At 64.1% G+C, this 18,063-nt stretch carries 20 protein-coding genes and 1 tRNA gene; 7 read left to right on the top strand and 14 right to left on the bottom strand.

All coding sequences use genetic code 11. From position 1 onward, the window contains the following. Window positions 1-143: 143 nt before the first annotated feature. The 8 genes from U1739_RS19240 to U1739_RS19205 all read right to left on the bottom strand — a co-directional run bounded on the left by U1739_RS19240 (window position 144) and on the right by U1739_RS19205 (window position 5,079). Window positions 144-782, bottom strand: coding sequence for an SOS response-associated peptidase (locus U1739_RS19240; protein WP_332710284.1), 639 nt, complete (start codon window positions 780-782; stop codon window positions 144-146). Next, window positions 775-1,062 carry a hypothetical protein gene (locus U1739_RS19235; RefSeq protein WP_332710214.1) on the bottom strand — a complete coding sequence of 96 codons (288 nt, stop codon included), beginning with the start codon at window positions 1,060-1,062 and terminating at the stop codon, window positions 775-777. Before U1739_RS19235 ends, U1739_RS19240 begins: the two co-directional genes overlap by 8 nt. Window positions 1,063-1,140: 78 nt before the next feature. Further along, a complete protein-coding gene (locus U1739_RS19230) occupies window positions 1,141-1,959 on the bottom strand; it encodes a hypothetical protein (protein ID WP_332710213.1) in 819 nt (272 codons plus the stop codon). Between the two features lie 342 nt (window positions 1,960-2,301). Continuing rightward, entirely contained in the window at window positions 2,302-2,574 is a 273-nt protein-coding gene (locus U1739_RS19225; RefSeq protein WP_332710212.1) for a hypothetical protein, read from the bottom strand. 78 nt (window positions 2,575-2,652) lie between these two features. Then, window positions 2,653-3,003, bottom strand: a complete 351-nt coding sequence (locus tag U1739_RS19220) for a hypothetical protein (protein WP_332710211.1) — start codon at window positions 3,001-3,003, stop codon at window positions 2,653-2,655. Next, entirely contained in the window at window positions 2,996-3,334 is a 339-nt protein-coding gene (locus tag U1739_RS19215; RefSeq protein WP_332710210.1) for a hypothetical protein, read from the bottom strand. The genes U1739_RS19220 and U1739_RS19215 overlap by 8 nt, the downstream gene beginning before the upstream one ends. Before the next feature lie 260 nt (window positions 3,335-3,594). Further along, window positions 3,595-4,299: a hypothetical protein gene (locus U1739_RS19210; protein ID WP_332710209.1), complete on the bottom strand. Its 705-nt coding sequence runs from the start codon at window positions 4,297-4,299 to the stop codon at window positions 3,595-3,597. Window positions 4,300-4,404: 105 nt separating this feature from the next. Next, window positions 4,405-5,079 carry a hypothetical protein gene (locus U1739_RS19205; RefSeq protein WP_332710208.1) on the bottom strand — a complete coding sequence of 225 codons (675 nt, stop codon included), beginning with the start codon at window positions 5,077-5,079 and terminating at the stop codon, window positions 4,405-4,407. A 155-nt stretch (window positions 5,080-5,234) separates the two neighbouring features. Between U1739_RS19205 and U1739_RS19200 the strand changes: the two genes are divergently transcribed. The 3 genes from U1739_RS19200 (at window position 5,235) to U1739_RS19190 (ending at window position 6,309) form a co-directional block, all read left to right on the top strand. After that, window positions 5,235-5,489, top strand: coding sequence for a hypothetical protein (locus U1739_RS19200; protein WP_332710207.1), 255 nt, complete (start codon window positions 5,235-5,237; stop codon window positions 5,487-5,489). After that, window positions 5,482-6,033, top strand: a complete 552-nt coding sequence (locus U1739_RS19195; protein ID WP_332710206.1) for a hypothetical protein — start codon at window positions 5,482-5,484, stop codon at window positions 6,031-6,033. Before U1739_RS19200 ends, U1739_RS19195 begins: the two co-directional genes overlap by 8 nt. A 78-nt stretch (window positions 6,034-6,111) precedes the next feature. Beyond that, window positions 6,112-6,309 carry a helix-turn-helix transcriptional regulator gene (locus U1739_RS19190; RefSeq protein ID WP_332710205.1) on the top strand — a complete coding sequence of 66 codons (198 nt, stop codon included), beginning with the start codon at window positions 6,112-6,114 and terminating at the stop codon, window positions 6,307-6,309. Between the two features lie 209 nt (window positions 6,310-6,518). Here the strand turns inward: U1739_RS19190 and U1739_RS19185 are convergent. Then, window positions 6,519-6,604 (bottom strand) — tRNA-Tyr (locus U1739_RS19185). A gap of 123 nt (window positions 6,605-6,727) precedes the next feature. Here U1739_RS19185 and U1739_RS19180 point away from each other — a divergent pair. Both U1739_RS19180 and rlmB read left to right on the top strand, forming a co-directional pair. Beyond that, window positions 6,728-8,353, top strand: a complete 1,626-nt coding sequence (locus U1739_RS19180) for a M20/M25/M40 family metallo-hydrolase (protein WP_332710204.1) — start codon at window positions 6,728-6,730, stop codon at window positions 8,351-8,353. Window positions 8,354-8,460: 107 nt separating this feature from the next. Then, on the top strand, window positions 8,461-9,210 hold the full coding sequence (gene rlmB / locus U1739_RS19175) for a 23S rRNA (guanosine(2251)-2'-O)-methyltransferase RlmB (RefSeq protein ID WP_332710203.1): 750 nt from the start codon (window positions 8,461-8,463) through the stop codon (window positions 9,208-9,210). Window positions 9,211-9,274: 64 nt separating this feature from the next. On the opposite strand, the gene U1739_RS19170 is transcribed toward rlmB, so the two are convergent. Both U1739_RS19170 and U1739_RS19165 read right to left on the bottom strand, forming a co-directional pair. Continuing rightward, entirely contained in the window at window positions 9,275-9,634 is a 360-nt protein-coding gene (locus U1739_RS19170) for an endonuclease domain-containing protein (RefSeq protein ID WP_332710202.1), read from the bottom strand. A 92-nt stretch (window positions 9,635-9,726) separates the two neighbouring features. Next, window positions 9,727-10,044 carry a 2Fe-2S iron-sulfur cluster-binding protein gene (locus U1739_RS19165; RefSeq protein ID WP_332710201.1) on the bottom strand — a complete coding sequence of 106 codons (318 nt, stop codon included), beginning with the start codon at window positions 10,042-10,044 and terminating at the stop codon, window positions 9,727-9,729. Window positions 10,045-10,109: 65 nt separating this feature from the next. On the opposite strand from U1739_RS19165, the gene U1739_RS19160 reads away from it, so the two are divergent. Together U1739_RS19160 and U1739_RS19155 are read left to right on the top strand one after the other, a co-directional pair. Next, window positions 10,110-10,733 (top strand): DNA-3-methyladenine glycosylase family protein, encoded by a 624-nt coding sequence (locus U1739_RS19160; RefSeq protein ID WP_332710200.1) that lies wholly within the window; start codon window positions 10,110-10,112, stop codon window positions 10,731-10,733. 77 nt (window positions 10,734-10,810) lie between these two features. Next, window positions 10,811-12,154: an Nramp family divalent metal transporter gene (locus U1739_RS19155; protein ID WP_332710199.1), complete on the top strand. Its 1,344-nt coding sequence runs from the start codon at window positions 10,811-10,813 to the stop codon at window positions 12,152-12,154. A gap of 191 nt (window positions 12,155-12,345) precedes the next feature. Here U1739_RS19155 and U1739_RS19150 read toward each other — a convergent pair whose 3' ends face one another. The 3 genes from U1739_RS19150 to U1739_RS19140 all read right to left on the bottom strand — a co-directional run bounded on the left by U1739_RS19150 (window position 12,346) and on the right by U1739_RS19140 (window position 18,062). Next, on the bottom strand, window positions 12,346-13,173 hold the full coding sequence (locus U1739_RS19150; RefSeq protein WP_332710198.1) for an HpcH/HpaI aldolase/citrate lyase family protein: 828 nt from the start codon (window positions 13,171-13,173) through the stop codon (window positions 12,346-12,348). Between the two features lie 180 nt (window positions 13,174-13,353). Continuing rightward, window positions 13,354-14,850 carry an efflux transporter outer membrane subunit gene (locus U1739_RS19145; RefSeq protein ID WP_332710197.1) on the bottom strand — a complete coding sequence of 499 codons (1,497 nt, stop codon included), beginning with the start codon at window positions 14,848-14,850 and terminating at the stop codon, window positions 13,354-13,356. Then, entirely contained in the window at window positions 14,847-18,062 is a 3,216-nt protein-coding gene (locus tag U1739_RS19140; RefSeq protein WP_332710196.1) for an efflux RND transporter permease subunit, read from the bottom strand. The genes U1739_RS19145 and U1739_RS19140 overlap by 4 nt, the downstream gene beginning before the upstream one ends. Between the last annotated feature and the right edge of the window lies 1 nt (window position 18,063).

The raw sequence follows: 18,063 nt of genomic DNA, 5'->3' as shown, positions 1-18,063 counted from the left end.
CCTGGCAAGCGCGCGAGAGCGGATAGCGGCTTGAGAGCGCTCCAGCGTTCGTGCGATCTTGGGCACGCCCACGCCGTCTTGCGCCATGCTAAGCAGCAGGGCGTTGTCTTCGTCGTTCCAGGCCTCGCCACGCCGTGCTGCCATCAGATCAGTTTCGGCTGCCGCGTCGGGAACACTGGCCCCCGCACTGTCATCTGGGCGGCCGGGTAGGGACGCTGTAGCGCGACCACGTCATCATAACTGCCGGTCAACCAGCGTTCGTGATCGTCGGGATGCAGGACGGTGATCATCGCCTTGGGATGGATCGGGGCGACAAGTTCGTTCGGATCGCACGTCACCATCGTAAAGCCGCTGCCGTCCTTGGTGTGCTGCCAGAAACCGGCAACGGCGAAGATTGGCTGGTCGGTAACCTGAAACCACATCTCACCCCTGAGCGGCTTCTTACCATCGCCAAGATCGTGCACGTCCGGCGTCCATTCGCAGAACTCAGTCAGCGGCACGAGGCATCGCTGCTCTGGCTTCGATGCCAGCGCCTTCCATTGCGACAGCGCCAGATTACGCACGTTCGTCATGGGCCATGGCGCAGCGCCGCCAAGCACGTCCCAGGCCATGGCATCAAGCCCCCGCCTGCCTTCGTGCTGGCGAATGACATAGGCCCGCGCCTTAGGTCGCAGCTCTACGGGGTTGAACCGGTTGTCCATCGGCTTACCGGTAATCCAGCCGGCCTTGAAATGCTCGATGATCGTTTCGGGCTCACCGAGCATCCGCGCCCGGTTACACATCGAGCCCGCGCCGATGGATTTCGGTGCTAAGTGCATCTGCGACCGGCTCGCCTGGCTTGCCCTCAGTTGCAGCATAATGCGCTAGCAGCTCTCGATCGGGCAGCAGGATCGCGCGCATGCGATCGCACTGTTTCATTGCGTCGTCAGCGTCCGCGTCGCGGCCCTCCGCACGCATTCCCGCCGCAAAGCTGCAAATCGTCTCGATGTAGGAGGGGCCGTGCTCGTCGAGCAGCGCGCGATCGAGCTCGTATAGCTGATCTTCTGTAGGTCGGTCGGTCATGCGCGCATCGTGCGCGCGGTCGGGGCGATTCGCAACGTCGCCGCCGACTTCGTCCTAACACGTAGGGCGGTCAGGGCTTTATTCTTCGCCATCGTCAGAAAACAGCTCGGATATCTCGCGGCGGATCGCCTCAGCAGCGAAAGCAGCCCGCGCTATCGCTAGATGGGCGGTTGTCCATTCCACGAACCGGGCGACGGTCACGTCCGACGCGCCGCCAAGCCCCGCGATAGTTGCTAGCATCCGTTCGATCCGAACGCTTTCGTCGTGCTGTAGGAGCTTCTGATCGAGATATGCCTTACGCTTCATTTCAAGCTTGGCTCGCTCGGCCGCGGCAACGCGGTCGATCGCCGCCAAGCGCGCGTCCTCGGAAGCGACCTTCTGTTGCTCTCGACGAGTTTTAAGCGAGCCGGCGTGAGCCTCAAACACGTTCGCGATATCGTCGATCCGTTCCTCCAGTCGTCGCTGTCGGGTATCTCGAATCCGATGTGCCGGACCCAATCGGCGGTCACCCCCGATTTCGACAACCATCTCGGGGCCAGGCTCGTAATCCCATTGCGGAATCCCTGACCCGCCTAGCAACATTACCACCCGCCAACCGAGTTCGGCCTGTCGCTTTTGCTCATTAGCCCGTTCTTCCGGTGTCGAGACATGCGGCCGTCGTCGCATTGGGTGGACGATGCAGAATGCGATCGCTTCGCTATCGACAATGAACACCAAGCCCTGTTCGCCAGAGCGAGCCTCGTGGCCTCTCTTGATCATCGCCTCGGCGATGAAATTGAGCAGCTGTTCTACTCTGTCAAAGCTGGCTGGCGGCGTCCGCAGTGCAAACGCGTTGGGGTCCTCGATCCGAACGCAGCCCCACTCGTTCACGGCTGAAAAGGACCGTGCGATGGCCATCGTTCGTCCCACGGCGCGGCGCATTTTCTCCAGCACTGCTGATGAAACTGGCTGCCGTGGCCCGGGCGCACGTAGCACCCCGGGCTTCCCGACGATCACATCCCCGCCCCTATCGGCGGACGGCTCGCCGAGAGGGGGCCTATCTGGATGTTGACCGTGTCGCCGCCGGCCCCAATAGGAGAGGCCCGGCAACGGTATCTCGGCGGTGGCGCACGCTTTTCGCAACCAATAGTCGGATACCCCTAGATCCAGCGCCAGCTTCGAAATCGGGACATCCCAAACCATTTCGTACAGACGCTCACGGGAGAGAGTTCGCATTGGTTGGGCTCGCGGCTGGCCAAGTTATTCGGGGTCGGAGGAGTCGGAGGTCTTTCGCCGCGAAGGGTAATCGTGAAGCTCGGCCAAAAACCCGATGTCCCCGCCCCGCTCCTCAATACGCTTTTTGGATTCCTCAAAGGCCTGTTTCGCGACAGCCTCCAGCAGGCGAGCGTAGGCGCCTGAGACGATTAGCCAATCGAGTTCATCGCGGGTCATCTGGATCGAACGCTGTTTTTCGATCGCGCGGGTCACGCGGTCGTAAAGTGACACGAGCGGCGAGCTGCCGAGTTTAATCATCAGGTATTACAGTGCAGAAGATCGCTACACCCTTAACGAGGCCTTCAACGGTTTCGCCGGTTTCGATCATTCGGTCGCTCACTGCTCGAATTCCGCAAACTCGTCTTGCCACTCTTCCACCCAGCGCGACATAGATCGCCGGTATTCTGGAATAACTGCTAACCCCTCGTGCACGGCCCGGGGCGACAAACCGTCTCTCACGGTCATCATCTGGACGTATCGCATCAGCTCAAGCATCCGCTCGTCTGCGGTAAATCTTTTCCACATCAAGCAGGCACCCACCTTGACCCGATGCTTGCTGTATAACGTCGTCTCGGCGGACTCGCTGCGATGTTCAACAGCGAGGGTACCGCGCAAGGCGGGGAATCGCCCTGTCGCATTGGCCGGCGTCCAAAGAATATTGGCGTCGATAAGCGGAATATCAGTCACGATCTTCTCCCTGCCGCTTCGCCGTGCGGCGAGCATATTCCTGCTTCATAAACTCGAGCGCATCAAAGCACCCGGTCTTGGCCGCCTCGATGGTGTCGAATCGACGTTGACCCCACAAATGTCTTTGGTCGATTGGCGACTTAGCCCCGACCTGATATCTACCGTCTGCCTTTTTTGCGATGATGAGGTGGTAGCCCTCAGTGTTTAAATAGGGGGTTCCGAGCGCTTGGCTGACGCGCCATCCTTTCCGGGTCGCGAATTTCGCCCTCCTCTGCGCGCGCGAACGCATCCGCTTATCGCGAGTATCGGCCGCAACGCGATCGTTGGCCATGTGCGCTGAGCACACGCAGCCGCAGTGCAGCCGATCTGGCCAGCTCTCGTGCTCCATGACGTGCACGAATCGGCATTCTGTAGTCTCGCACATTTGGCAGGTGATCATGTCGTCACCGCTATCCTCGCACGCGTCGTACTCTTCTACGCAAACCCAGCCTGAATGTGGAACGCCAGGCTGCGACCATTTGCCCCACCGTCGAGTAACTGCCGTCCTCTCGTCATCCATCGCGCTGTTGCCTAGACTGGTTGATCCCGGGGTCAGTTCAACGGCTCGCTTGCTGAACGCGTCTCCACGCCCATGCGCTTCGCCAATGCAGCAGCCTGTGCCGGCGTCAGCCAACTAGGTGGGATGAACACTCCCGGCGTGTCCCGACATGCGCGCACCATGCGTTTGAGGTCAGGAAGGTAGTCTGGCTGGCGGACCATCTTGGGGTTCATGATTGAGCGCGCTGCCCAAAATTCGGAAGCCGCTAGCAAATCGACAGGCACATCGGAGACATACCAATCATCGGGGCTGTCACCCGCGTCCCGCGCGCTCTCGTTCAGATCAACGCCTTCAGTCGTCGCGTAGCCCGGATGATCCTTCCAAGGCAGAACAGGGATATCGGCGATCGGAAAGCCGATAGCCACGCGCTGGAGCGCGACAGCATTAGGCAGTCTGGGATCGACGGGTAGATCGCGCGGCTCGCCGGTAGTCTTGTCGTAAAACTGGATCCCCGCCTTCAAGATGCAGTTCGGTACGCTAACTTGAGTCGTGAACCACGCCAGCGGAGGGAAATCGTTCATCCTTCGGCGCAGGTTGGCGTTGAGCTCAATCTTGCCGAAATTTGGGTGTAGCGCGGCGCCGCCTTTGCCCTCCACCTCGATAACACCAGACATCCACAGCAGGTTAGTGCGCAAAGTGCTGGTGTGGTGGTAGACCGTCGGCACCGCATCGAGCCTACGCTGCTTTGCTTCCCCCATCGGTGTCCTCCTTGAGATTCTGGCACCGCACCGGGACCGCAAATTGCTGCATGTTCGGACGAAAATAGCCGGCGGGGCTGCGGGGGACGCTGATCGACGCAGGGATCACTTAGCGACCTTGCGCGCCGCCGCGGGGCTAATTCGGCCGGCTGCGACCAGCTCAGCATAAGACGGCTCGCGATAAACGCTGCCCTCTCCTTGAGGGCGGCAGCCAAGCGCTTGGAACAGGTCAGGCCCGTCGTCCCGCAACGGTTTCGCGGAGAGCATGTCGCGTTGAATTGCTATGCAGCGCCGGTCATTCGCGCCGGACGACGCCGTCCAGTCACTCGCCCACCAAACGGCAATGCCAACAGCCGCGTACCCAACGATTTGGATCGACAGCACCAAGCCCAATTGGCCGCGTGCCTTTTCCTGCGCCAGATTCATCGTCAATACGATGGCGATCACGATGGCCGCGATCCAGATCTGTACCGGGTCGGCGAAACGGAGAAGAGGTGACAGGCCGAAGACAAGAACAGACCCACCTACCGCCAAAATTGGGACTGCAGTTCGAAATGGCAAAGTTTTTTCGGGGCCCATTTGCACACCGTACACGCCACACGCGCGAAAGCGATCCCCTTGGCGGAGGATGGCTTGCGCTTGATTCTGGATGAGGGCATGTTGCCCGTTGGGTGTCAGAGCCCGGATCAGTGATAGGTGGTGAGGCCCTTTGGCGAGGGTCCAACCGCCGAACCGGATAGCCTTGGCGGGCAATCCGATCGAGCGTGGATTGGCGTCCACAGCTCACCGACCTTCTATGTCGGGAGCGGGGCGCCATGCAAGAGCCTTCGGGTAAAATCGCTCCACCTGTCTCACTGGCAGGCTCTGACTCTCCCGGCTCCAGGTCCGTCACCTGAAATTAGGCTGTCAGAGGCCGAAACCAGTGAGTACGAAACATGCAAACATACAGGAGCAATCCGCCCTCCAGGCAGATTTCGCCACGCGCCATCATGCTGCCATCGGGCGGCACGCGGCTTGATCGGATCGAGCGGTTAATTCGCGCGTCCGGCGTTTCACCAAGCGCGATAGGCCGTCTGATCGCCAACGATTCCCGCCTGATATTCGACCTGCGCAACGGGCGGCAACCGCAACCCAAGACGGTGCGCAAGATTGATCTGTGGATCGTGCGGCGGGAGGCAGGCAATGCTTGAACTTCGCATAATCACAGCGGGCACGCAGATGCCCATATTCGATCTGCCGGCGGCGCTGGGCCACCGCAGCGCTTATCGTGAGATCGGTGACACGATCGAGGGCCTGATCGCTTTCATGGACGCTCTGCAGGGCGATATCGACCTTGAGGACGGCGGCGATGACGAGCCCGACGCCGACGCTATGGGTGACGTGTCCTATACGGAGTGGCACACCCGGGGGCGTCACAAGACCACGCGCGGCGCCGAGCAGTCGCTGATGCGTCCTGACGGCCTACAGGCGCTGGAGGATGATGAGGACGACGACCCCGACACCAGCGTGGAGGACAACCCCGCCGGCTTCGATCCCGAGGAAGACTTCGGGGCTGAAGAACGGGGCGAAGCTGAGGAGGGCCATGAAGACGATGTGCCGGAAGCTCGCCTCCCGCACCGTGATCGCATCCGGCGCACGCGCTGCGTTCATCGGCGCGTCGGCATCCTCCCTAACGGCTGGTACGAGTATACGCTGCGCGAAGGCTCCCGCCTTGGCGGCGTAGTGATCGGCTAACGCTGCACCCGGCTCGTCGAAAGGCGGGCCGGTTTCAGGCATGGAAGGGCAAAAAGAATTATGATCGGAGAGCGGGCAATGAAAGACCGGCGGACGGACACCCTGTTGCGCATTGCCGACGTGCGCCAGCGTACCGGCATGTCAACGGCAACGGTCTATCGTCGCGAAGCAGCGGGCACGTTTCCGCCGCGCCGACAGATCGGTCCCAAGATGGTCGCTTGGTATGAAAGCGATATCGGCGATTTCGTCGCTGACCCGATGGGCTACCGCGCTTGAGAGTACGGCTCCCTACCCTTGGGGCTTAATAGCTTGCGATCGCTTCGAGCATGTACCGGCGTGTACGCGGCATGTACCGCGGACGTGCCGGTACTAGCCGGTAAAGCCCAGAAAACCGTGCGATTCGTGAGTAGGGAACCGAATTTGCGCCAACGGCGGTTCCGAGAACCGAGGGTAACAAAAAACGGCGGAAAACCGCCGTTTAGAGTTGGTGGACAGGGCTGGATTCGAACCAGCGTACGCTTGCACGGGCAGATTTACAGTCTGCTGCCTTTAACCACTCGGCCACCTGTCCAGATGGGCGCTGAAAAGCGAGGCGGTCCCCTGCCAAGCGCAGCCCCCCCTGTCAACGCTTGCGCGCCCCTTGGGTGACGAATAGCGTGGGTAATATTGTTGCAGACGAAAAATAAGGGGTCTCATGCGCTTATCCTTGCTCGCCGCCAGTGTCGCCGTTTCAATGATCATGCCGGCCGCGGCGCAGACGGTGGATCGCAATCAAGTGTCGCGGATCATCGACGAGGGCACGACGCGCAGCGAGGTGATGCTGACTGCCGAACATCTCGCTGACGTGATCGGCCCGCGACTGACCAATTCGCCGTCGATGCGCGTGGCAGAGGAGTGGACGCAGCGTAAATTCGGCGAATGGGGACTGAAGAACGTCCACAAGGAAGGGTTCGAGTTCGGCCGCGGCTGGTCGATCGTGTCGTCGCGCGTGCGCATGGTGACGCCGCGTGCGATCGAGCTGACCGCAATCCCGATCGCCTGGACGCCCTCGACGATGAACGGGGGCACCGAGGGCACGATCAGCGCCCCCGTGGTCGTCGCGCCGATGAAGCGCGAGCGCGATTTCGACAAATATCGTGGGCAGTTGAAGGGCAAGATCGTGCTGATCACTTTGCCCGGCACCGGCAGTGAGCCGAAGGAAGTGCCATTCCAACGCTATTCCGCCGAGGACCTGGCCAAGCTCGATCGCTACGAGCAGCCCAGCTATGACCCGGTGGCGATCGAGCGGCAGCTCAAGCGCGTCGATTATACCAAGAAGCTCGGCGCGTTTCTCAAGAGCGAAGGCGCGTTGGCCTATGCCACGATGTCGTATCGCGACGGCAAGCTGGTGCACGGCGAGGGCTATCTGTTCGGCGTGGGCGAGACGATGCCGCTGCCTGGCGTACAGATCGCCGCGGAGGATTATCGCCGGCTCACCCGGCTGGCCAAGATCGGCCCCGCGCCGGTGCTGGAGATCGACAGCCAGGTCGCCTTCGACGACCGCGACACCAAGGCCTACAACATCATCGCCGACATTCCCGGCAGCGATCCCAAGGCAGGCTATGTCATGGCTGGCGCGCACCTCGATTCCTGGGTCGCGGGCGACGGCGCGGCCGACAATGGCGCCGGCACCGCGATGATCATGGAAGCGGCGCGCATCCTGAAAGCGAGCGGCATCCGCCCGAAGCGCACGATCCGCTTCGCTTTATGGGCCGGCGAGGAGCAGGGCATCCTCGGCAGCCTCGCCTATATCGAGCAGCATCTCGTCTCGCGCGGCTCCCCCGGCGATCCGGTGCAGACCGGCATGGCGCGCTATTATGGCTGGGGTAATCGCTGGCCGATTACGCCCAAGCCCGGTTACGGCGATCTCGCGGCCTATTTCAATCTCGACAATGGCTCAGGCAAGGTGCGCGGCATCTATGTCGAGAACAACCAGGCGCTCATCCCGACCTTCCGCGAGTGGCTCGCGCCGTTCGCGTCGATGGGCGCCACCGACGTGGTGGTGCAGAAGACCGACGGCACCGACCATGTGTTCATGCAGGCGGTCGGCGTACAGGGGTTCCAGTTCATCCAGGATCCGCTCGATTACGACAGCCGCGTGCATCATTCGAATGTCGACACGTTCGATCATTTGAAGGGCGACGATATGCGCCAGGGATCGATCATCCTCGCCTCGTTCCTGGCCAATGCCGCCAATATGGACAAGCCGCTCGCGCGGCCCCCGCTGCCGACCAAGCCGGTAGTGACCGACCCGTTCGCCTATAGCGTCGACGACGATTGAGCCTGTGACCGTCATGCCAGCGAAAGCTGGCATCTCGGCGAGGCGCGCGCTAGGCCCGCGGCACAGAGACCCCAGCCTGCGCTGGGGTGACGAGAATGAGAACACCCATGGCCCGTCGCGGACAACGCCCCTCCCAGGCCCCTGCCGGCCGCCCACGCTTCTGGGGCCGCCATGCGGTCAGCGCCGCGCTGGAGAATCCCGAGCGTGTCGTGCGCAAAGTGTGGGCGACGCGCGAGGCGCTGGCCGGGTTCGTCATCCCCTCGACCATCCCGGTCGTGTTTGCCGAGGTTACCGATCTGGCGCGACTGGTGCCGGGCGATGCGCCGCACCAGGGGCTGGTGATCGAAGTCGATCCGCTCGAGGATATCTGGCTCGGCGATCTGCTGCAGCAGGGCGAGGGCGACCAGCGCCCGTTGGTGATCCTCGACCAGGTCACCGATCCGCATAATGTCGGCGCGATCCTGCGCTCCGCAGCAGCATTCAACGCGCTCGGCATCATCACGCCGGATCGCCATGCACCGCCCGAATCGGGCACGATCGCACGCGCCGCCTCGGGCGCGCTGGAAGTCGTGCCATGGGTCCGCGTGGTCAATCTCGCCCGCGCGCTGGAGGAGATCGCCGAGGCGGGGTTTTGGCGCGTGGGCATGACCGGCGAGGCGACGCAGACGCTGAGCGAAGCGATGGGGCAGCAGCGTGTCGCGCTGGTGCTGGGCGCAGAGGGCGAAGGCATGCGGCAGAATACGGCGGCGCATTGCGACGAACTGGCCAAGCTGCCGATCTCGGAGAAGGTCGAGAGTTTGAACGTATCGAACGCGGCGGCGATCGCGCTGTATGCGATTGCCACCCGGACCGGCTGAACGGCTTTCACGCTTCTTCTAAGCCCTCTCCCGCTTGCGGGAGAGGGTGGGGGAGGGTCTTCTTCTACTTATCCTTAGCCAAGCGCCGTAATAGCGCTGCGTGTACGACCTGAGCCACCCCTTCCAAATTCTCGATCACGTCGCTGTTCCAGAAGCGCAGCACCTCGAATCCGGCGCGTTCGAGATAGGCCGTTCGTCTTGCATCCGCCTCTGCGGAATGCTGACCACCGTCCAATTCGACGATCAGCATCGCCTCCAGGCACGCAAAGTCGGCCACGAACGGACCGATCGAATGCTGGAACCTGAACTTGAACCCATCGAGCTGTCGGTTCCGCACCGCTTGCCAGAAGCGATCCTCCACCTCGGTCCGCTCGCGGCGAAGCCGGGCAGCGTGGCGGCTGATCTGGCGGCGCACTGGCGGCATGGCGCGCGCAAGATAGAAGAAAGAAGACCCTCACCCAACCCTCTCCCGCGAAGAGCGGGAGAGGGCTTAGAAGAAGCAGGTGCGAGCGAAGCTCAATCCTCTGCGGCGATCGTGACGCGCAGGCCGTCGAGCGCGTCGGTCATGTCGATCTGGCACGACAGACGGGAATTTTCGTCGCGCTCGCTCGACGATTCGAGCAGATCATTCTCGTCCTCGCTCATTGCCGGCAGTTTGGCGGCAAATTCCGGGTCGACATGGATGTGGCAGGTGGCGCAACTGCAGCAACCGCCGCACAGCGCCAGGATCTCGTCGATCCCGGCATCCCGAATCACTTCCATCACCGACAGGCCCGCCTCGCCAGCGATCTCGCGTTCTTCCCCTGCGCGCGTCACGACGATAAGCTTGGGCATCATATTCTCCTTCGGTGCTCGCGCCGCCATGCCGCGCCGCGCCGCCCGTATCAAGAGTAACCCGCATGGGCCTGAGCGCCGACCAACTTCGCACATCGATCGAAGCGCTGAGCGCGATCGAACCCGCCTTCGCCGCGGCGGTCACGCGCGTCGGCTATCCCGCGCCGCGGATCAATCCACGCGGCCATGCCACCTTGCTGCGCACGATCATCGGCCAGCAGGTCAGCACGCAGAGCGCGCAGGCGGTGTGGCTCAAGCTGGAAGCCATGGTCGGCGATCTCGGCGATCCCGGCACCATCGCCCGCGCCAGCGACGCGCAATTGCGCGCCGCGGGCCTGTCGCGGCAGAAATCGAGCTATGCGCGCAGCCTGGCCGAGCAGGTCACGAGCGGGCAGTTGGATCTCGCCAACCTGCCGGACGACGACGAAGCGGCGATCGCCGCCCTGGTCGCGGTCAAAGGCATCGGGCGCTGGTCGGCGGAAGTCTATCTGCTGTTTGCGGAAGGACGCGGCGATATCTGGCCGGCCGGCGACCTGGCGGTGCAGATCGAGATCGGCCGCATCCTTGGCCATGAGACGCGCCCGTCGGAGAAACTGACGCGTGAACTGGCCGAGGCGTGGCGCCCGCATCGCGGCGCCGCGGCGATCTTCACCTGGCACCATTATGGCAGCGACATGAAAGTGATATGATCCGCCGCTAGGCCGGAACACCTCGTACAAGCACTAGTTTGGTTGACCTCACCGTGATCCTGCGGAAAGGACGATGCATGCCGCCGCCGCCCTCCTCCGCCGTCACCGGTGCGATGCCAGAAGAGCGCCGCCCCTCGCTGGTGGAAAGCTACCGCACGGTGAAGGTGCCGATCGGCAAGGGGCGATTCTGGGGCAAGATCGGCGCGTTTGCCGGCCCCGGCTACATGGTCGCGGTCGGCTATATGGATCCGGGCAATTGGGCGACCGACCTCGCCGGCGGATCGGCCTTCGGTTACACCCTGCTATCGGTCATCCTGATTTCGAACATCATGGCGATGGTGCTGCAATCCTTGTCGGCCAAGCTTGGCATCGTCACCGGGCTCGATCTCGCCCAGGCATGCCGCGCCAATTACGGGCGCCGGGTGAACTTCGCGCTGTGGGTATTGTGCGAACTGGCGATCATCGCCTGCGACTTGGCCGAAGTGCTGGGCACGGCGATCGCGCTGCAATTGCTCTTCGGCATGCCGCTGGTGGCCGGCGTGTGCCTCACCGCGTTCGACGTGATGCTGATTCTCGCGCTGCAACGTTTCGGCTTCCGTAAGCTGGAGGCATTCATCGTCGCGCTGCTGGTGGTGATCGCCGGCTGTTTCGCGTTCGAGCTCGCGATCGCGCAGCCGAGCATCGCGGCGATCGCCGGGGGCCTCATCCCCCGCGCGGAAGTGATCACCAATCCGGCGATGCTGTATATCGCGATCGGCATCCTCGGCGCGACGGTGATGCCGCATAACCTGTATCTGCACAGCTCGATCGTGCAGACCCGCGCGTTCGACCAGGACGAGGCGGGCAAGCGCGACGCGGTGCGCCATGCGACGATCGACAGCACCATCGCCTTGTTCCTCGCGTTGTTCATCAACGCCTCGATCCTGATCCTCGCCGCTGCCGCCTTCCATGTGAACGGGCGCACCGATGTGGCGGATATCGACCAAGCCTATCAGCTGTTGACGCCGACCCTGGGGGCAGGCGCGGCGAGCGTGGTGTTTGCCGTGGCGCTGCTGGCCTCAGGGCAGAATTCCACCATTACGGGGACGCTGGCAGGGCAGATCGTGGCCGAGGGCTTTCTCAACCTGCGCCTGCCCTTGTGGTTGCGACGCATGGTGACCCGGCTGCTGGCGATCATCCCGGCGGTGATCGTGGTGGGCATCAACGGCGGCGAAGGCGCAACGCAATTGCTCGTGCTGAGCCAGGTCGTGCTGAGCCTGCAATTGCCGTTCGCCATCGTGCCGCTGGTACGCTTCACCGGCGATACCGCACAGATGGGCGTGTTCGCCAATCCGTTATGGCTGAAGCTTGCGGCGTGGGGCATCGCGGCGGTGGTGATCGTGCTCAACGTGAAATTGCTGGTGGGCTTCTTTTTCGGCTGAGTGGTTTGGCGCTCGAACGCGCCAAGCTTTGTCCCGTCACCGCTGCGTAAGCGGGACCTTAAGATAACCATTCGTCACCCCGGACTCGTTCCGGGGTCCACCGTGCAGCATCCTCATAAGCCGTTGATTTCACGGCGCCGTGGACCCCGGAACAAGTCCGGGGTGATGGGTCAGGGGAATCTCATCATGCTCTAGCCGAGCAATCGCTCGGCCTCGGCAAGGTGCAGCCGCTCGATCATCTCGCCATCGACCCGGATTGCGCCCTTGTCGGCATTTTCCGGCAGCGCGAAAGCGGCAACGACCGCACGGGCCCAGTCGCGCTGCTGCTCGCTTGCGCCGAACGCGCGGTTGGCCGCGGCGATCTGGGCGGGGTGGATCAAGCTCTTGCCATCGAAGCCGAACATCGCGCCCTGCGCGCACTCGGCGGCGAGCAGCGGGCCATCCTCTAGCACGTTGCACACGGCATCGAGCGCGGTGATGCCGGCGGCGCGGGCGGCGGTGACGATCAGCGCCAGCGCCGGGAGCAGCGGCGTGCGCGCGGCGTCGGGGCGGCAGCGCATTTCCTTGGCGAGATCGTTGGTGCCGGCGATCAGGCAAGTCAGGCCGTGCGCGCCCGCAGCGGCGGACAGCGCGCCGAGGTTGAGGATTGCAGCGCAAGTTTCGATCATCGCCCACAGCGGCACATCGCTGCCGACCGCAGCGCGAGCGGCGGCGAGATCGGCGGGGGTGGAAATTTTGGGCAGCAGGATGGCGTCGGGGCGGGCCGTAGCGAGCGCGGCGCGGTCCGCCGCGCCCCAGGGGGTGTCGAGGCCGTTGACGCGGACGACCAGTTCGCGGGCGCCGAAGCCGCCCTGTCCTATTGCCGCTACGGCAGCATCGCGGGCGGCCGATTTGAGGTCCGGCGCGACGGCGTCTTCGAGATCGAGGATGACGACGTCGCAGTCGAGCGACCGCGCTTTTTCAATCGCGCGGGCGTTGGAGGCGGGCATGTAGAGCGCGCTGCGGCGGGGTCTGGTCATCGTCGGCTCCTGCGGCCGTCGCCCATCCCTGCCTGTTACCGGGCTTGGTTCGGCAGCCGTCTCAGTCGCCCTGTAGCCGCTCGTGTTCCCCTGCGAAAGCAGGGGCCCAGGATCACGAGCGCCGCGTTCGGAACCCTGGGATCCTGCTTTCGCAGGAGTACGGTGACGGCAGCGCGGCCCTCAGAGCGCCGTCGCCACCCCGGCCGGGTCGCGCCGCGTCGGCACAGGCGCGTCTTCCCAGCCGCCGCCCAATGCCTTGAACAGGCTGATTTGCGCATCCGCCACCGCCGCATCCGATTGCGCCAGCGCGGCGCGCGCACTGGCGCGGTCGCGTTCGGCGTCGATCAGCAGCAGGAAACTGTCCGCGCCGTAATCGAAGCGCAGCTTAGACAATTTCGCCGCCGAGCTGCTCGATCGTTCGGCGCGCACCAGCGCTGCGTTACGATCCAGCGCACCGGCATAGCGCGCCAGCGCCTGCTCCACTTCGCGCAGCGCGGTCAGCACGACGCCATCGAACCGCGCCAAGCTTGCGTCCGACCCCGCCTCGGCCTGGCGCACACGGGCGCGCGCGGCGGTCATGTTGGGGAAGTTCCACGAGATCAGCGGGCCGAGCGAATAGGAGAAGCCCTTCGACGACAGCGCGTCGCCCGGCGAGGTGCCCCCGAAGCTGACGCCGCCGAGCAAGCGGATCGAGGGATACAGATCGGCCGTGGCCACGCCGACGCGCGCCGTATCCGCCGCCAACGTGCGCTCCGCCGCGCGCACGTCCGGGCGACGGGCGAGCAAGGCCGCGCCATCGCCGGTCGGGATGATCGTGCGGACGCGCGGCGGCGCCTTGCACAGATCGGCCTGGGCATCGATCTCCGCCGGCGCACGGCCGGTCATCGTCGCCAGCGCATAGAGCGAGGCGCGGCGTTCGGCTTCGAAGCCGGGGATCGTCGCCTGGGTCTGCGCGAGCAGCACGTCCGCCCGCTCGACATCGCGACGCGTGCCGCGGCCGGCGTCAAACAGGGTGGTGGTCAGTTGCAGCGTGCGCTGCTGCAGGCCGACCGTCTCGATCGCCACCGCGCGTTGCGCGGCATTGCTGCACGCAGTCGCATAGGCCCGCGCGGTTTCCGCGGCGACCGAGACGCGCGCGGCATCGAGCTGCGCAGCAGCGGCGGCGGTATCGCCGCGCGCGGCCTGGATCGCGCGGGTGATACCACCGAACAAATCGACCTCGTACCCGGCGTCGAAACCGAGCGAATAGAAGTCACTGGTCACTGCATCCACGCCCGACGCCCCAGCCGCGCCCGAATTCGCCGCGCCAAGCGAGCCCAAGCCGGTACGGCCATAGGTGCCCTGCGCGCTGAGATCCGTGGTCGGCAGCCGCGCGCTGCGCTGTTCGGACAACACAGCCCGCGCCCGGGCGAGATTGGCGGCAGCGACACGAATGTCCGTATTATGGGCCAGCGCCTCAGTCACCAGCCGGTCGAGCACCGGATCCTGGTACAGCCGCCACCAATTGGCCGGCAGCGCCGAGGCGCTGACCGCATTGGTCCTGGCCGCCTCGGCGAACGCCGCCGTGTCCGGCGTGCTCGCCGGGGTGGACGGCTTCACATAATTCGGCCCGACGACGCAGGCCGACAGCGCGAGCGCCGAGGCGAGGGTCGGGATCAGGGAGGGGAGCTTGTTCATACCGGTACTACCTGATGATCGGACGCGATCGGGGGCGGCGCATTGGGATCGACGGGGGCATCATTAGACCTCTTCCGGCGCAGCTTGCTGGCCGTCCAGTCGCCGAAGCGGCGGCTGATGATGTAGAAGCTCGGCGTGAACAGCAGGCCGAAGGTGGTGACGCCGATCATGCCGAAGAACACGGCGACGCCAAGCGCCTTGCGCATTTCCGAGCCCGGCCCGGCGCCGATCACCAGCGGCAACACGCCGAGGATGAAGGCGATCGAGGTCATCACGATCGGGCGCAGGCGCTGTTCGGCGGCATGTTCCGCCGCCTTGTACATGTCCATGCCGTTGAGTTCGTTCTGGCGGGCGAACTCGACGATCAGGATCGCGTTCTTGGCCGCCAAGGCGATCAGCACGATCAACCCGATCTGCGTCAGGATGTTGTTGTCCATGCCCATCAGGTTCACGCCAAGGATGGCCGCGAGCAGACACATCGGCACGATCAGGATCACCGCCAGCGGCAGCACCAGGCTTTCATAGTTGGCCGCCAGCAGCAGGAAGACGAACAGCACCGCCAGCGCAAAGGCCACTGCCGCGGTATTGCCCGCCTGCTCCTGCTGGAACGCCAGCTCGGTCCATTCGAAACTCATGCCCTTGGGCAACACCTTGGTGGCCAAAGCCGCCATGGTCTGCAGGCTCTGCCCGGTCGAGAAGCCGGGCAGCGTATCGCCCTGCAATTCGGCCGAGGGATAGAGGTTGTAGCGCACCACGCGGTACGGCCCGCTATCGTCCTTCAAGGTCATCACGGCATCGAGCGGCACCATCGCGCCCGAGGCCGAGCGCGTGCGCAGATGGCCGATATCGCTTGGCTGATCGCGATACGGCGCATCGGCCTGCGCCGTCACGCGGTAGGTCCGTCCGAGGAAGTTGAAGTCGTTGATATAGGACGAGCCGAGATAGGTGCCGAGCGTGGCGAACACATTCGAGACGGGCACGCCGAGCTGTTCGGCGCGTTCGCGATCGATATCGGCATAGAGCCGCGGCGTGCGCGTGTTGAAGGTGGTGAACACGCTGGTCAGGCCCGGCGCTTGATTGGCCTGCATCATCATGGCGAACGCCGCGCCTTCGAGCGCCTTGTAGCCGAGATTCTGCCGATCCTCGATCATCATCTTGAACCCGCCGCCGGTGCCGATGCCGGCCACCGGGGGTGGCGGGATGACGAGCAGGTTACCGCCCGGCAGCGAAGCGAACTTCTCGCGCAATTGCTGGGCGATTTCGACGTCGGTGCCACGCGTGCCATGCGGTTTCAGCGTCACGAACATCGCCGCGGCGTTGGGCGCGGTGGAGAAGGTCGCGCCGTCGAGCCCGGCGAAGGCAACCGTATTGAGCACGCCGTCCATCGGCAGCACCTTCTTGGTCGCTTCCTGCATCAACTCGGTCGTGCGCTGCAGCGACGAGCCGGGCGGCAATTGCGCGACGACGATCAGATAGCCCTGATCCTGCGCCGGGATGAAGCCTCTGGGGGTCTCGTTGAAGCGCCAGCCGGCCAGCGCGATCAAGGCGACATAAGCGATGCCGACGATCGCCAGCATGCGCATCGCCCGGGCGGTGAACTTGCCGTAGCGATTGCCAACCCGTTCGAACCCGCGGTTGAAGCCACGTGCGAAGCGCGTCGGCCAGCCGCGCACGCCGCGCCGTGGTTCGACATCGCCATGCTTGGGCTTGAGGATCATCGCCGACAGCGCCGGCGACAGGGTGAGCGACACGAAGGCCGAGATCGCCGAGGCGGCGACGATGGTCAGCGCGAACTGCTTGTAGAACTGGCCGGAAATGCCCGGGATGAACGCGGTCGGGATGAACACGCCGCACAGCACCAGGGCGATCGCGATCAGCGCGCCGGACACTTCGTCCATCGTCTCATGCGCCGCATCGCGGGGACTGAGGCCCTTTTCCTCCATCAAGCGCTCGATATTCTCGACCACGACGATCGCGTCATCAACGACGATACCCACCGCCAGCACTAGGCCAAACAACGACAAATTGTTGAGCGAGAAGCCGAACGCGGCGAGGAACGCCATGCTGCCGATCAGCGCCACCGGGATGGCGACGATCGGGATCAACGCCGCACGCCAGCTCTGGATGAACAGCAGCACGACGAGCGCGACGAGGATGATCGCCTCAACCAAGGTATGCTCGACCGCCGAGATCGAGGCATCGATATATTCCGTTGGGTTGTACGGAATCTCGTACTTCATGCCCGCGGGGAAGCTCTTCGAGGCCTGGGCGATTTCCTTGCTGATCGCTTCCGCCGTGCTGAGCGCGTTGGAGCCGGGCAACTGGGTGATGCCGAGCATGGTCGCCGGCCTGCCGTGCAGCCGCGCATTGATGCTGTAATCCTGCGCGCCAAGCTCGATCCGCGCGACATCGCGCAGGCGCGTGAGGCGCCCTTGATCGTCCCGCTTGATGATGATCTCACCAAACTCGTCGGGATTGGTCAGGCGGCCCTGCGTCTGCACGCCAAGCTGGAACGCACTGCCGCCGGTGTTGAACGGCGGTTGCCCGACCGAACCGGCAGCGACCTGCGCGTTTTGCGCACGGATCGCGGCGGTGATCTCGTCGACCGTCAGGTTGCGCGACGCGGCGAGATCGGGATCGATCCACACGCGCATATTATAGTCACGCCCGCCAAACGAGCGCACGCCACCGACGCCGGGGATACGCGCGAGCCGATCGATGACCTGCGTCGTCGCATAGTTGGAGACATATTGCTCGCTGAGCGAGCCATCCGGCGAGGTCAAGGCGATGACCAGCAGGATGTCGGGCGAGTTCTTGAGCACGGTGACGCCGATCTGGCGCGTCTGATCGGGCAGGCGCGGCTCGGCCTGGGCGACACGGTTTTGCACCAGCACCTGCGCTTGATCGACATCGACGCCCTGGCGGAACGTGACGGTGATCGACAGCGAACCGTCACCGGTGGCCGAGGAGGACATGTAGATCATGTCCTCGACGCCGTTGATGGCGGATTCGAGCGGCGCAGCGACAGTTTCCGACAGCGTCTCGGCGGTCGCGCCGGGATAGCTGGCGGTAACCACCACGGTGGGCGGCGCGATCTCGGGATATTGCGCCACCGGCAGGGTTGGATAGGCGACGATCCCGAACACCACGATCAGGATCGACAGGACCGCCGCGAATATCGGGCGCTCGATGAAGAAATGGGGGAATTTCATC

It is taken from the genome of Parasphingomonas puruogangriensis (assembly GCF_036663635.1).
Classification (GTDB): domain Bacteria; phylum Pseudomonadota; class Alphaproteobacteria; order Sphingomonadales; family Sphingomonadaceae; genus Sphingomonas.
The sequence above is the reverse complement of the archived record's forward strand: the minus strand, read 5'-3'. Positions and strand labels throughout refer to the sequence as shown.

Bases quoted from the DNA above. Each gene is read 5' to 3' on its own strand.
- U1739_RS19240 (WP_332710284.1), bottom strand. From the start codon at position 782: ATGTGTAACCGGGCGCGGATGCTCGGTGAGCCCGAAACGATCATCGAG.
- U1739_RS19235 (WP_332710214.1), bottom strand. From the start codon at position 1,062: ATGACCGACCGACCTACAGAAGATCAGCTATACGAGCTCGATCGCGCG.
- U1739_RS19230 (WP_332710213.1), bottom strand. From the start codon at position 1,959: ATGGCCATCGCACGGTCCTTTTCAGCCGTGAACGAGTGGGGCTGCGTT.
- U1739_RS19225 (WP_332710212.1), bottom strand. From the start codon at position 2,574: ATGATTAAACTCGGCAGCTCGCCGCTCGTGTCACTTTACGACCGCGTG.
- U1739_RS19215 (WP_332710210.1), bottom strand. From the start codon at position 3,334: ATGGCCAACGATCGCGTTGCGGCCGATACTCGCGATAAGCGGATGCGT.
- U1739_RS19210 (WP_332710209.1), bottom strand. From the start codon at position 4,299: ATGGGGGAAGCAAAGCAGCGTAGGCTCGATGCGGTGCCGACGGTCTAC.
- U1739_RS19200 (WP_332710207.1), top strand. From the start codon at position 5,235: ATGCAAACATACAGGAGCAATCCGCCCTCCAGGCAGATTTCGCCACGC.
- U1739_RS19195 (WP_332710206.1), top strand. From the start codon at position 5,482: ATGCTTGAACTTCGCATAATCACAGCGGGCACGCAGATGCCCATATTC.
- U1739_RS19190 (WP_332710205.1), top strand. From the start codon at position 6,112: ATGAAAGACCGGCGGACGGACACCCTGTTGCGCATTGCCGACGTGCGC.
- U1739_RS19180 (WP_332710204.1), top strand. From the start codon at position 6,728: ATGCGCTTATCCTTGCTCGCCGCCAGTGTCGCCGTTTCAATGATCATG.
- rlmB (WP_332710203.1), top strand. From the start codon at position 8,461: ATGGCCCGTCGCGGACAACGCCCCTCCCAGGCCCCTGCCGGCCGCCCA.
- U1739_RS19170 (WP_332710202.1), bottom strand. From the start codon at position 9,634: ATGCCGCCAGTGCGCCGCCAGATCAGCCGCCACGCTGCCCGGCTTCGC.
- U1739_RS19165 (WP_332710201.1), bottom strand. From the start codon at position 10,044: ATGCCCAAGCTTATCGTCGTGACGCGCGCAGGGGAAGAACGCGAGATC.
- U1739_RS19160 (WP_332710200.1), top strand. From the start codon at position 10,110: ATGGGCCTGAGCGCCGACCAACTTCGCACATCGATCGAAGCGCTGAGC.
- U1739_RS19155 (WP_332710199.1), top strand. From the start codon at position 10,811: ATGCCGCCGCCGCCCTCCTCCGCCGTCACCGGTGCGATGCCAGAAGAG.
- U1739_RS19150 (WP_332710198.1), bottom strand. From the start codon at position 13,173: ATGACCAGACCCCGCCGCAGCGCGCTCTACATGCCCGCCTCCAACGCC.
- U1739_RS19145 (WP_332710197.1), bottom strand. From the start codon at position 14,850: ATGAACAAGCTCCCCTCCCTGATCCCGACCCTCGCCTCGGCGCTCGCG.
- U1739_RS19140 (WP_332710196.1), bottom strand. From the start codon at position 18,062: ATGAAATTCCCCCATTTCTTCATCGAGCGCCCGATATTCGCGGCGGTC.